14 protein-coding genes are annotated in these 12,524 nt (G+C 59.4%); 4 read left to right on the forward strand and 10 right to left on the reverse strand.

What is annotated here, in order from left to right; translation table 11 throughout:
- Positions 1-163: 163 nt before the first annotated feature.
- Positions 164-1,126, forward strand: coding sequence for an IS110 family transposase (locus BLV61_RS07455; RefSeq protein WP_090462387.1), 963 nt, complete (start codon positions 164-166; stop codon positions 1,124-1,126).
- A 38-nt stretch (positions 1,127-1,164) separates the two neighbouring features.
- On the opposite strand, the gene BLV61_RS07460 is transcribed toward BLV61_RS07455, so the two are convergent.
- The 4 genes from BLV61_RS07460 to BLV61_RS07475 all read right to left on the reverse strand — a co-directional run bounded on the left by BLV61_RS07460 (position 1,165) and on the right by BLV61_RS07475 (position 4,519).
- The gene (locus BLV61_RS07460; RefSeq protein ID WP_047531608.1) at positions 1,165-1,356 is read right to left on the reverse strand and encodes a PLDc N-terminal domain-containing protein; all 192 of its coding nucleotides are present in this window, start codon (positions 1,354-1,356) and stop codon (positions 1,165-1,167) included.
- Between the two features lie 82 nt (positions 1,357-1,438).
- Entirely contained in the window at positions 1,439-1,969 is a 531-nt protein-coding gene (locus BLV61_RS07465) for a hypothetical protein (RefSeq protein ID WP_090463937.1), read from the reverse strand.
- Between the two features lie 96 nt (positions 1,970-2,065).
- Positions 2,066-2,584, reverse strand: a complete 519-nt coding sequence (locus BLV61_RS07470; RefSeq protein ID WP_090463940.1) for an ankyrin repeat domain-containing protein — start codon at positions 2,582-2,584, stop codon at positions 2,066-2,068.
- Positions 2,585-2,680: 96 nt separating this feature from the next.
- On the reverse strand, positions 2,681-4,519 hold the full coding sequence (locus BLV61_RS07475; protein ID WP_090463943.1) for a long-chain-acyl-CoA synthetase: 1,839 nt from the start codon (positions 4,517-4,519) through the stop codon (positions 2,681-2,683).
- Between the two features lie 344 nt (positions 4,520-4,863).
- Here BLV61_RS07475 and BLV61_RS07480 point away from each other — a divergent pair, with 344 nt between their 5' ends.
- A complete protein-coding gene (locus BLV61_RS07480) occupies positions 4,864-5,142 on the forward strand; it encodes a DUF3509 domain-containing protein (RefSeq protein WP_090463945.1) in 279 nt (92 codons plus the stop codon).
- A gap of 125 nt (positions 5,143-5,267) precedes the next feature.
- On the opposite strand, the gene mtnC is transcribed toward BLV61_RS07480, so the two are convergent.
- Genes mtnC through aroC form a run of 5 tightly spaced genes read right to left on the reverse strand, consistent with a single transcriptional unit; the run spans position 5,268 to position 9,415 of the window.
- On the reverse strand, positions 5,268-5,951 hold the full coding sequence (mtnC, locus tag BLV61_RS07490; protein ID WP_090463950.1) for an acireductone synthase: 684 nt from the start codon (positions 5,949-5,951) through the stop codon (positions 5,268-5,270).
- Positions 5,952-5,955: 4 nt separating this feature from the next.
- Positions 5,956-6,501, reverse strand: a complete 546-nt coding sequence (locus BLV61_RS07495) for a 1,2-dihydroxy-3-keto-5-methylthiopentene dioxygenase (RefSeq protein ID WP_090463953.1) — start codon at positions 6,499-6,501, stop codon at positions 5,956-5,958.
- A gap of 19 nt (positions 6,502-6,520) precedes the next feature.
- The gene (locus BLV61_RS07500) at positions 6,521-7,147 is read right to left on the reverse strand and encodes a methylthioribulose 1-phosphate dehydratase (RefSeq protein WP_047531625.1); all 627 of its coding nucleotides are present in this window, start codon (positions 7,145-7,147) and stop codon (positions 6,521-6,523) included.
- Complete coding sequence (locus BLV61_RS07505; RefSeq protein WP_161793938.1) at positions 7,144-8,295, reverse strand: MFS transporter; 1,152 nt, start codon at positions 8,293-8,295, stop codon at positions 7,144-7,146. Before BLV61_RS07505 ends, BLV61_RS07500 begins: the two co-directional genes overlap by 4 nt.
- Positions 8,296-8,323: 28 nt before the next feature.
- Positions 8,324-9,415, reverse strand: a complete 1,092-nt coding sequence (aroC, locus tag BLV61_RS07510) for a chorismate synthase (RefSeq protein WP_047531627.1) — start codon at positions 9,413-9,415, stop codon at positions 8,324-8,326.
- Between the two features lie 129 nt (positions 9,416-9,544).
- Here aroC and BLV61_RS07515 point away from each other — a divergent pair, with 129 nt between their 5' ends.
- Positions 9,545-10,498: an alpha/beta hydrolase gene (locus BLV61_RS07515; RefSeq protein ID WP_047531629.1), complete on the forward strand. Its 954-nt coding sequence runs from the start codon at positions 9,545-9,547 to the stop codon at positions 10,496-10,498.
- Between the two features lie 139 nt (positions 10,499-10,637).
- The gene (locus BLV61_RS07520; protein ID WP_090463957.1) at positions 10,638-11,429 is read left to right on the forward strand and encodes a hypothetical protein; all 792 of its coding nucleotides are present in this window, start codon (positions 10,638-10,640) and stop codon (positions 11,427-11,429) included.
- Positions 11,430-11,500: 71 nt separating this feature from the next.
- Here the strand turns inward: BLV61_RS07520 and prmB are convergent, their stop codons facing one another.
- Positions 11,501-12,409 (reverse strand): 50S ribosomal protein L3 N(5)-glutamine methyltransferase, encoded by a 909-nt coding sequence (gene prmB, locus BLV61_RS07525; protein ID WP_047531634.1) that lies wholly within the window; start codon positions 12,407-12,409, stop codon positions 11,501-11,503.
- Positions 12,410-12,524: the final 115 nt, after the last annotated feature.

Raw genomic sequence — 12,524 nt, forward strand, 5'->3', positions numbered from 1 at the left:
GCTCGTCATCTGACTCTAGCCAGTACAGACCGTGGGAGACATCGTCCCACCCCTTCACCTAATGCGCCGATAAGGAATGCATCGGCTCGGACCGACGATAGCGACAAGCCAGCGCAACGGTGAACCCCGACAAGTTTCTAAACCCTAGCTCGGAGGGTGGGCCATGACAATCCTTGATTCGCAGGTGGTCGTTGGTGTGGATGTGGCGAAGGATGAGATCGTTGTCTATCGATGCGACGAAGAGAGCACTTTGATCGTCGCCAATGAACGATCAGCACTGAAAAAGTGGCTTAAGTTATTGCCAGACAACTGTGCACTGGCGCTTGAAGCGACCAACACCTACCACCTCGACACGACGGAAATCGCTCATGAACTGGGTCATGACGTTTACGTCATTGATGGCAGCCGCCTTAATAAATACCGCGATGGGATAGGTGTCCGGGCAAAAACAGATGCTCTGGACGCGGTCTTGCTGGCGCGTTATTTGGGCAAGGAGTCCGACAAGCTCAGGGTCTGGAGTCCGCCTCCCAAGGCTTACACGCAGCTCAAAAGCTTGCTGCGACGCCGGGCTGAGCTTGTTCGACATCGGGTGGCAATCAAGCAAAGTTGGAGGGACGAACCCTTGCTCGAAGAGGCGCTGGGTGAATACCTGCGCTGTGTAGAGCAGATTGAAAAAGGCATTCAGAAGGCGCTGAAGAACATCGTTAGCGAAGCGGGTATGGACGCTCAGGTAAAACGCTGCCAAGCCGTTGAAGGCATAGGCGTCCTGACGGCCACAGCGGCGGTAACAGCTTTCATGCGCGGAGAGTTTTCCGACAGCGATGGCTTCATCGCCTTCCTGGGAATGGATCCGCGAGTGAGACAATCAGGCAAGAAAGATCAGAGACGCTACTTGTCCAAACGGGGCGATTCGGAGTTCCGGCGCTTATTTCACAACAGCGCAATGGCTGCCAGCCGCTCACCAACCTGGAGACCGTTCTATCAGCGTTACCTGGACCGAGGCCTCAAAGGTACCCAGGCCTTGGTGATTCTGGCTCGCAAACTGGCCAGAGTGGTGTTTGCCTTGATGAAAAACCAAAGTGAGTACCAACCAAATTCTATGTTTGGGGGTTCCCCCCAAACATAGAATCTCCCACAGATTTTATGTCGCTTGGGAGAATGACTTCATATTCTGACGTTACCCCGTGGCCCCGCGATCGCCCAAATGATCAGGCCCAAAACCGGCAGCAACAGGATCAACAGCACCCAGAGGACTTTCATCCCGGTTTCGGCGCCACTTTTGAGTACGTTGATGATTGCCCAGATGTCCAGGGCAAGGATGATCAGGCCTACCAGGCTGTTGAACGTGGAACCCATGGTGACGCTCCTGAAGAGTGATTGGCCCTCTTAGGATAGCTGCCCGATGCCAGGGTTCCGTTTTTATTGACAGCTTGCGGTTTCAAACGTGAACGGCCACTTTCAAGGCTTCCAGAGACGGCGCAGCGGCAATGCCGACTTCGGCGCACAGCTCCAGCACCCGCGGCACGTCGTTGCCGTAGACCAGAACGACTTGCAGTTCGTCGTCGAGCAACTGGCTGAAGTTCATCAGCACATAGCCACCGTTTTCCTTGTTCAGGCTGCTCATTTGCACCTGAATGCGATTGAGCGCGGTCAGGGCTTCGGTCTTGGCCAGTTGCTTGGGCTTGATATTGAAGTCGACGCCCGGCCCGAACGAAGCAACGATCTGCGCGAACAGGTCCATGTAGGTGTCGGCCTGGAACATCACGGTCTCCGGCAGACTGCCGACGACCACCCACTCGCCCAGCGGGATCGGGAAGGTGTCGTCGTAGTTGATGTCCGGATTGGCCGCCAGGAAACCCTCGGGGTCCGCGTAAGCCTGGGCCGCCTCGTCAGCGACCTTGAGGATTTCGTCATCGCCCATGCACCCGGAGCTGATTTTGCTGATGAGTTCGACGAGTGCGGCTTTCATGGGGCGGATCCTGTAGCGAGGGAGTTTTGAGGGCGCGAAGGATAACGCATTCAGTGAGTACTGCGCAGGTTGCTCCCTCGCCACAGAAGTACAGCGTCAGCCCAGCAGTTTTTCCAACTGCGCAACGGTGTCCACAGCCCCCATGGTCCTGGCGGCTTCCAGCGCGGTGACGCCATTGGCGTCCCTGGCTTTCGGATCGGCACCTTTGCTGATCAGGTAGTCGACAATGGCGACGCGGTTGAACATCGCCGCCATCATCAGCTCCGTACGGCCATCGAACGACGAGCCTTCGACTTGCGCCCCGCCTTCAACCAGCGCCGTGACCACCGCCAGGTCGCCCTTGAAGGCGGCACCGGCAATCGGGCTCTGGCCGTTGTCGTTGCGGATTTCCGGATCGGCCTTGTGTTCGAGCAAGACTTTTACCGTGTCCACATGACCATGGTAAGCGGCCAGCATCAGCAAGGTGTCGCCCTTGTGATTGCGCAGGTTCGGCGGCAAGCCCTTGGTCAGCAGCGCAGCCATCATGGCCGCATCGCCCTCCCGCGCCTTGTTGAATACCTGTTCGGCAAATTCGGCAGCTTCTTCGGGGGTCATCTGGCGGCTTTTATCTGACATTGAACGCTCCACTTTCAGTTATTCGCAAAGCCGACAGTTTCCCGAGCAGCCCCGGCACTGTCACTTCTTTTTTCTGAAGCGGGGCCATAGGCACATTCAATATCGATATCGACCGCCGTGAATATCCTTCAGCATTTGCTCCGTCACCTGCACGTACGTTTCGGTTCCCGGCAGCCAGGCGTAGATCGGGTCAGCGCCGCTCCGGGCCGGGTCGAAAGCTTCATACTTGAGCCGGGTTTTCTGATATTTGAAGGTCCCGGTGGTCTCCATTTTCACTTTCACCCGCAGGAACAATGGCACGGCGTAGGCCGGCATCTGTTGCCGGGCGAAGGCCAGCAGCTCGCTGAAATCCAGGGTCGCCAGGGATTCGGCCGGCGTGATGGCGGCCATGCCGGCGCGGCCGTTGGTGTTGCGCACTTCCACACCATAGGCCACGGCTTCGGAAATATGCGGGTGTCGCAGGAGGATGTTCTCGACCTCGGTGGTCGAAACGTTTTCGCCCTTCCAGCGATAGGTGTCACCCAGCCGATCAACGAACTGCGCATGGCCAAAACCAATGTTGCGCAACAGATCGCCGGTGTTGAAGTAGCGGTCACCCTTGACGAACACGTCGTGGAGCACGACTTTTTCGGTCTTTTGCGGATCGGTGTAACCGTCCAGTGGCGCCTTGTCGTCGATTTTCGCCAGCAACAACCCCTGCTCGCCCTTGCCCACCTTGCGCATGAAGCCGTTGGCTTCGCGAATCGGCGCGCCGCTGTCGTGGTCGTAAACCGCCAACTCCCAGGACATCAGGGAAAAACCGACAGTGTTGTCGAAATTCAGAATGTTGGTGAAACCGATATTGCCATCACTGGCGGCGTACAGCTCGCAGATGTGACACACGCCGAAACGTGTCTTGAATTCACCCCATGCGCCGGGGCGCAGGCCGTTGCCGATCATTTTGGTGACGCCGTGCTGGCGGTCGTCGGCAGTGGGCGGTTGATCGACCAGATAACGGCACAATTCGCCGACGTAACCGAGGGTGGTCGCGCGGTATTTGCGCACATCGTTCCAGAACTGACTGGCGCTGAACTTGCGGCGGATGGCGAATCCCGAGGCACCGCTGATGGCCGAACCCCAGCACACGCAAAGTCCGGTGGCGTGATAGAGCGGCAAGGTGCAATAGACGACATCGTCCGGGCGCATATCCAGCGCGATCATGCCGAAGCTCGCCGAGCTGCGCATCCAGCGCCCGTGCTTGAACACCCCGGCCTTGGGCAACCCGGTGGTGCCCGAGGTGTAGATATAGAAACAGGGGTCGTCGAAAAACACCTGCTGGCTGCTGACGGGGTTGTCACAGGCGTTGTCGAGGCTGGCGGTCATCAGGTTGATGAAACCCTCGGGGGAAACGCCCGGATGGCTGTAGGTGTCCCGATCAGCGACAAACCAGGTGCGAGCCGGCGCCATCGATACCCGCTCGCGTACCGCCAGAAACGTCGCCACCAGCTCTTCGCCGACGACGATGGCCACCGGCGCCACCAGATTCAGGCTATGCACCAGGGTATCGCGGGTTTGTGAGGTATTGAGCAGCGCACTGATCGCACCGACCTTGGCCACCGCCAATATCGTCACCAGCAGCTCCGGACGATTTTCGATGAACACCGCCACCACATCGCCCTTGCCGATGCCTTGGGCAATCAAGTGATGGGCGATGCGATTGGCCCACTGGTTGACCTGTGCATAAGTCAGCGTGACCTCGCCGTACAGCAAGGCCGGCCCTTGGGGATTGCGCAAGGTTGCTTGTTCGAAACTCCAGCCCAGGCCACACGCTTGGGTCGGGTCCTTGACGTTAGCCACTTTCATTCCCTTCACCACCCGCGGAATGGCTTTGGCAATGGACGGCAGCTTGCGGAGCATCATGCCCCAGGTGATGGTGTCGCGTGGCGTGCGGCTCATGGTAGCTCCCGTTCGATCTTTTTATTGTCGGGCGGCGTTGATTGAGCCCGAAAATACGTCAACGGTTCTTGAGCTGTACACGCGGTTTTTGAAATGTTTTGTATCCGCCACAGCGATGTTGGAAATCATGAGCATCTGCGCACGCAATGGTTCCATCGAATCGCCGACGACCACGCAAAATGCAGGATGCACGATGGCCCTTCATGCAAATTGCACGGAAATATAAATCAGCTAAAAACGTAACTTATTGATTTATATAGAATTTCATTAAATTCGCGTGCTGGCACAATCGCTGCAACTACCACCTCATGTTTGCCATTCCAGCGCTAACGGAGCCGAAAGACATGAGCATGATCCAAGAAAAATTTTCGTCCTTGTTCTCCAACTTCGAAGTCACCACCCAGCCACGACCTGACGGCGGGATTCTGCTGACCCTGCGCGGTGGCGAAGACAAAGTGTTCAAGCGCTCGATTTCCTACCAGCAATTGCACAACGGCGATCAACTGTCGTGGGTCATCAGCGCGATCCGTCGCGACCTCGCCGAACAGGCCAGCGAACTGCCACAAATCTCCATGCTCCAAAGCCAGCAGCGGTTTGCCCTGCCGACCTATCATTCGCTGTAAAGCCCAAATAACTGTAGGAGCGAGCCTGCTCGCGATGGTCGTCAACGAATACGCGTGTGGCCTGGTTAAACCCGGCGCACTCGGGTCCATCGCCAGCAGGCTGGCTCCTACAGGTTATGTGTGGCTTAGAACGTCGAGGGATCGATCCGCTCAAAACTGTCCACCGTGACATGCCCCGCCAATTCCCCACCCTCACGGGCCAGCCCGCACGTGGCCATCCCCGCCATGTGCGCCGCGTCCAGCTCTTCGACGATGTCCGACAGAAACAGAATCTGCGAGGCTTCCAGGCCAATAGCCCGTGTGATGTTGGTATAGGACTGTGCTTCGCGCTTGGGTCCTGACGTGGTGTCGAAATAGCCGCTGAACAATGGCGTCAAATCCCCCGCCTCCGAGCAACCGAAAATCAGGCGCTGGGCCTGGATCGAGCCCGAGGAATAGACAAACAGTTGATAACCCTGCTGGTGCCAGCGCTTCAGCGCTTCGACGGCGTCGGGGTAGACGTGGCCTTTGAGTTGCCCGGCCTGGTAGCCCTGCTCCCAGACCATTCCTTGCAACGCCTTGAGCGGCGTGGCCTTGCGGTCTTCGGCAATCCAGCCCAACAGAATCTCGATCACCCGCTCGACGTCGGCATCCGGCGCGTTGCTGTCGCGGCGCACGCTGGCCAGTTGTTCAGCGACGTCGTTGCGCCCGGCGTTCTGACGGACAAAGTCCGGCAGGTGTTTCGCGGCGTAGGGAAACAGCACGTCGAACACAAAACTCACCGCGCTGGTGGTGCCTTCGATGTCGGTGAGAATCGCTTTGATCGGCATCGTTTCAGTCCTCAAGACGCGGGAAGCGGCCAGCGATGTCTTCGCCGGTGAAATTGGCCACCCAGCCTTCGGGGTTATTGAACAGCCGAATCGCGACGAAATGTGGATGCTCGCCCATGTCGAACCAGTGCTTGGTACCGGCAGGCACCGAGATCAGGTCGTTTTTCTCGCAGAGTACGGCGTAGACGTAATCGTCGATGTGCAGGGTGAACAAACCACGGCCAGCGACGAAGAAACGCACTTCGTCTTCGCCATGCTGGTGCTCATCAAGGAACTTGGCGCGCAATTCGGCTTTTTGCGGGTGATCGCTGTTCAGGCTGATCACATCGACAGTGATGTAGCCGCGCTCGGTCATCAGCTTGTCGATCTGCTCTTGATAGGCCGCGATCACTTCTTCCTGACTGGCGCCCGGCTGGATTTTCGTCGCCGCTTGCCAGCGATCAAACCGTACGCCCTGCTCGGCCAGGGTCGAGGCGATATCTTCGAAATGGGTCAGCACCTTGTTCGGAATGTCAGGGCTTGAGACGTGGTAGACGGACAGGCTGCTCATCGGGCAACTCCTTGACGGTTCAGGCTTTACGGTGAGAGAGCGAGCGGGTTTTCAACTCGCACTCGAACAAGAATTCAAAGGCCTCGATCTGCCGCAGGGCGTCGCTCATGCGCGCGCCCCAGGTGTAGAGGCCATGGCCGCGAATCAGGTAGCCAACGCAATCGGGATGGGCGTCGAGCCAAGGCTGTACCTTGGCGGCGAGGCGCGCAATGTCCTGATCGTTGTCGAAAATCGGCACCCGCACCTGCGATTCGTGGGTCGACACGCCGCTGAAGGCTTTTTGCAGTTCGTAATCTTCGAAATCGATGAAGTCTTCCGGCGTCAGGCGCGACAGCACCGTGGCGTTCACCGAATGAGTGTGCAACACCGCGCCGATCTCCGGACGCCAGCTGTAGAGCTGAGTGTGCAGCAGGGTTTCGGCGGACGGTTTCTTGCCCGGTTCCAGGCTGTTGCCCGACAGATCCGTGGCCAGCACATCGTCCAGGCCCAATTGGCCCTTGTGCTTGCCCGACACCGTCAGCAGCGCTTCGGTCGGCGACAGTCGGGTCGAATAATTGCTGCTGGTGGCTGGCGACCAGCCGCGGCCATACAGGAAACGCCCGGCGTCGATGATTTCCTGGGCGAGGTGTTCACGGGTAAGGCTCATGGCCTGTCCTCTTGCATACATGTGGCAATGATAACGGCAGCCGCGAGGGCTGCGAGGCTGGCAATACTAAAGGTCAATGCGGCGCCCAGGGCGTTCCAGCTGTAACCGGCGTACAACGCGCCCAGTGCGCCGCCGGTCCCGGCCAGTGCCGCGTACAACGCCTGGCCCTGGCCTTGCTGACGCGCGCCGAAGCTACGTTGCACGAATGAAATGGCAGCGGCGTGAAAGCTGCCGAATGTCGCCGCGTGCAACACCTGGGCAAACAACAATACCCAGAGGAACTCAGCCAACGAACCCAGCAACAACCATCGCAACGCCGCCAGCAGAAAACTCGCCAGCAGCACCCGGCGCAACGAAAATCGCGCGAGGATTTTGCTCATGGCCATGAACATCAGCACTTCAGCCACCACGCCGACGGCCCAGAGCATGCCGATCACCCCGCGGCTGTAGCCCAATCGCTCAAGGTGCAAGGTCAGAAACGTGTAGTACGGGCCATGGCTCATCTGCATCAGCGCCACACACGCGTAAAAAGCCAGCACGCCGGGGCTGCGCAGTTGCTTGAGAAATCCCTCCCCCGCCACCCGGTGGCCCGGCGCCGGTTGCGCGTTCGGCACCCAAAGGCTGCTGAGCACGATCCCGGCCATGATCAGCACCAGCGCCGCCGGGTAGATGTCGAGACTCAGCCATTCGAACAACCGGCCCAGCGCGACCACGGTGATAATGAAACCGATGGAGCCCCACAGGCGAATCTGACTGTAGCGCGAGGTCTGGCCCTGCAGATGTGCGAGGGTGATGACTTCGAATTGCGGCAACACGGCGTGCCAGAAGAACGCATGCAAGGCCATGACCATCGCCAGCCAGGCGTAGGTCTTGCTGACGAAAATCAGTGAAAAGGTCAGCAGCGTGCAGACCGCGCCGAAACGCACGATGGCCAGCCGCCGGCCGGTGTAGTCACCCAGCCAGCCCCAGATGTTCGGCGCCACGCATCGCATCAACATCGGGATCGCCACCAGCTCACCGATGCGCGCGGCGGAAAATCCCAGGTGATCGAAGTACAGCGCCAGAAACGGTGCCGTCGAACCGAGCAAGGCGAAATAGAACAGATAGAAACTGGAAAGCCGCCAGTACGGCAGCGCCGCCACAGCCATCAGACTGCAGCGGCTATCAGGTCAGCCATTAAAGCTGACCCAGCACCGGGGTGCTCACGCGCACATCGGCGTTTTGCCCACGGTGGCGCAGCAGGTGGTCCATCAACACGATGGCCATCATCGCTTCGGCAATCGGCGTGGCGCGAATGCCGACGCACGGGTCGTGACGACCCTTGGTGATGACGTCCACCGGGTTTCCATGAATGTCGATCGAACGGCCGGGCGTGGTGATGCTGGACGTTGGCTTCAGGGCCAGGTGCGCGACGATCGGCTGACCAGAAGAGATGCCACCGAGAATGCCGCCAGCGTTGTTGCTGAGGAAACCTTGCGGAGTCATTTCATCGCGATGCTCGGTGCCACGCTGGGCGACGCTGGCGAAACCGGCGCCGATTTCCACGCCCTTGACCGCATTGATGCTCATCAGCGCATGGGCCAGTTCCGCGTCGAGGCGATCGAAAATCGGCTCGCCGAGGCCCGGCATCACGCCTTCGGCGACCACGGTGATCTTGGCGCCCACTGAATCCTGGTCGCGGCGCAACTGGTCCATATAGGCTTCCAGTTCCGGCACTTTGTCCGGGTCCGGGCTGAAGAAGGCGTTTTCTTCTACAGAGTCCCAGGTCTTGAACGGAATTTCGATCGGGCCGAGCTGACTCATGTAGCCGCGAATGACGATGCCCTGGGTCGCCAGGTATTTTTTCGCAATCGCGCCAGCGGCAACGCGCATGGCGGTTTCACGCGCCGAGCTGCGGCCACCGCCGCGATAATCGCGCTCGCCGTACTTGTGGTGGTAGGTGTAGTCGGCGTGGGCCGGGCGGAACAGGTCCTTGATCGCCGAGTAGTCCTTGGATTTCTGGTCGGTATTGCGGATCAACAGGCCGATGGCGCACCCGGTGGTGCGACCTTCGAATACGCCGGAAAGGATTTCGACTTCGTCGGGTTCCTGGCGCTGGGTAGTGTGGCGGCTGGTGCCAGGCTTGCGCCGGTCGAGATCGCGCTGCAGATCTTCCAGGGAGATCTCCAGGCCCGGCGGGCAGCCATCGACAATGGCGACCAACGCCGGACCATGGCTTTCGCCAGCGGTGGTGACAGTGAACAGCTTGCCGTAGGTATTGCCGGACATGCAGGACGCTCCGTGAAATGAACCTGAATACGTAATGCGCGCCAGTATACGCAGGCTACCCAAGTAGTTCATCCTCGAACCTTATGGGTGTCGGCGAGTCCAACCGGCATCTTCGTTCATGATGGCGTGATGATGCTGCGAGTTCTAGCCTTGAGCCTTACCCTGTTTACCGGTTTCGTCCAGGCCACCGTCCTGCAACGGCCGATCACGTTGGATACCGGGAGCGGAGAGCTTTTCGGCTCGTTGCTGCTGCCAAAGTCCGACACGCCTGTACCGGTTGTCCTGATCATTTCCGGCTCTGGCCCAACCGATCGTGACGGCAATAACCCCGACGGCGGGCGCAATGACAGCCTGAAACGGCTGGCCTGGGTGCTGGCCAAACACAACATCGCCAGCGTGCGTTACGACAAACGCGGGGTTGCGGCGAGCCTGGCGGCGACCCCTGACGAGCGCAACCTGACGCTGGACGCCTATGTTTCCGACGCCCAAGCCTGGGGGCGCAAGCTCAAGGCCGATCCGCGCTTCGGCAAGCTGATATTACTGGGGCACAGCGAAGGCGCCTTGATCGCCAGTCTCGCGGCGCCGAGTGTCGATGCGGCCGCCGTGATTTCCTTGTCCGGCAGCGCCCGTCCGATCGATCAAGTGGTGCGTCAACAACTGAGCAATCATCTGCCGCCGCCACTGATGCTGCGCAGTAACGAACTGCTCGACAGCCTCAAGGCCGGGAAAACCGACGATAACGTGCCACCGCCCTTGCAGGCGATATTCCGCCCGAGCGTGCAGCCGTACCTGATTTCGCTGTTCCGCCAGGACCCCGCGGCGGCGTTCGCGAAGTTGAAAATGCCGGCGTTGATCATCCAGGGCAGCAACGATATTCAGGTCGGCGTCAATGACGCCAAAATGCTCAAGGCTGCCAAACCGGACGCCGAACTGGCACTCATCGAAGGCATGAACCACGTCATGCGCATCGTGCCCAACGACGTAAAACGACAATTGGCCTCCTATAGAGATCCGCAATTGCCCCTGGCGGCCGAACTGGGCACTCGAATCCTCGGGTTTATTGACGCAATTCGCATCCGTTAAGCGCTTTAAACGACATCGCGACGTGAAAACCGCTCGAGAACGCTTCGTGGCCCTCCAGTCTTGAAAAAAACGGCCGATAAGCCTTTGTCGCCAGCGCACTGGCTGGCGGCAAGCAGAGCTTGGACAGGATCTCGCCATTATGACCGATACCCAGACTTCACCCGACACCACCGCTGAAAAAGACGCACCGCCAGCGGTCGAGCTGCCTTGGGCGGACGTTCACGTCGAGCACCACAAGATGCTCCGTCTGGCGCCGCTGCAGACCGACCGCAACACCGGCGGGCGCCCCCTGCGCTTTGTCGAGTTCGGTTATGCCGAGCGCAACGACAAGCAGCGCAGCCTGATGCGCATGAGCATCACCCTGCCCGGCCAACGCGTGCGCAAGGAACAGAATCATCTGGACGTGTGGGTCGACCACAGCGAAAAGCGCGTGCATTTCGGGCCGGACAGCGGCCTGCAAATCGAACCGATGAACCGTGGTATCGGTCGCTTCATGGCGGCCCAGGGCATCACCTGGGCGAAGATGCGATGGCCCGGCTACACCGTCGACGGCACCGACCTGAACAACAAGGATGCGCTGAACGAAGACACCCGTCTGCGTCGCGACCACTTTTTGCGCGTGCACGGTTTCGATGTGGTTTACGCCGACGCCCAGCATTTGAAGGGCAGCGTCAAGGAAGTCCAGGTCGGCGACCTGTCGGGTGACTGGAACACGGAAAAACTGCAGATCGTGGAAATTCTCGAGGCGGCGCAGATGCTGCAACAAGCCGAGCAGAACCTCGCCGAGCAGGAAGTCAAACTCAAGAAACACGAAGAAAAGGTCAGCAAGTACAAGCGTGAAGACGCCGGCTTGCGGTTCACCATCACCTGCCTGGTGGCGTTTGCGGTGTTTCAGGCGGGGTTGTTGATCTGGATTGCGACGCACCGGTAACCGCCGAAATCGGTCTGCGCTGAGACGCTTTTGTGGCGAAGGAGCTTGCTCCCTCGCCACAGTGATTGTGGTCAGACGCGGGAGGCGAATAGCGCCTGATGATCCCGGCACTGTTCAGCCGACAGCATGAACACGCCATGCCCGCCGCGCTCGAACTCCAGCCAGGCGAAATCGACTTCGGGGTACAACGCCTCGACGTGTACCTGGCTGTTGCCCACCTCGACAATCAACAACCCCTTCTCGGTCAGGTGATCGGCCGCTTCGGCGAGCATGCGCCGTACCAGGTTCAAACCATCCTCACCGCAGGCAAGGCCCAGCTCCGGTTCGTGCTGGTATTCGTCCGGCATGTCGGCGAAATCTTCGGCATCGACGTAAGGCGGGTTTGACACGATCAGGTCGAAACGCTGCCCCGGCAAACCATCGAAACCATCACCTTGCACGGTGTAGACCCGCTCATCGACGCCGTGACGCTCGATGTTCTGGTTGGCCACTTCCAGCGCTTCGAACGACAGATCGGCCAGCACCACTTCGGCATTCTGGAACTCGTAAGCGCAGGCGATGCCGATGCAGCCGGAGCCGGTGCACAGGTCGAGAATTCGCGCAGGCTCGTTGGCCAGCCATGGCGTAAAGCGACTTTCGATCAACTCGCCGATCGGCGAACGCGGGATCAGCACGCGCTCATCGACGATGAACGACAGGCCGCAGAACCAGGCTTCGCCCAGCAGGTAGGCGGTCGGGACGCGCTTTTCGATACGGCGCTTGAGCAAGTGCTGCAGGTGGACAAGTTCGTCTTCTTCCAGATTGCAATCGAGATAGCTGTCGGCGATTTCCCACGGCAAGTGCAGTGCACCCAACACCAGTTGACGGGCTTCGTCCCAGGCGTTGTCGGTGCCATGGCCGAAAAACAGATCCTCCCCATGGAAGCGGCTGACGGCCCAACGGATATGGTCACGCAGGGTACGAAGGCGGGAAGTGATCACGACGGCAAACTCCAGAAAAATCGACGGGCGATTCTATCAGTCAAACGCTGCCGCGACGACGCAGGAAAAACACTGGCACTGTTGTAGGACTAATCTCTTTTTTACGCTCGGTATT

The sequence above is a fragment of the Pseudomonas mohnii genome, from assembly GCF_900105115.1.
In the GTDB taxonomy this organism is placed as follows: Bacteria; Pseudomonadota; Gammaproteobacteria; order Pseudomonadales; family Pseudomonadaceae; genus Aquipseudomonas; species Aquipseudomonas mohnii.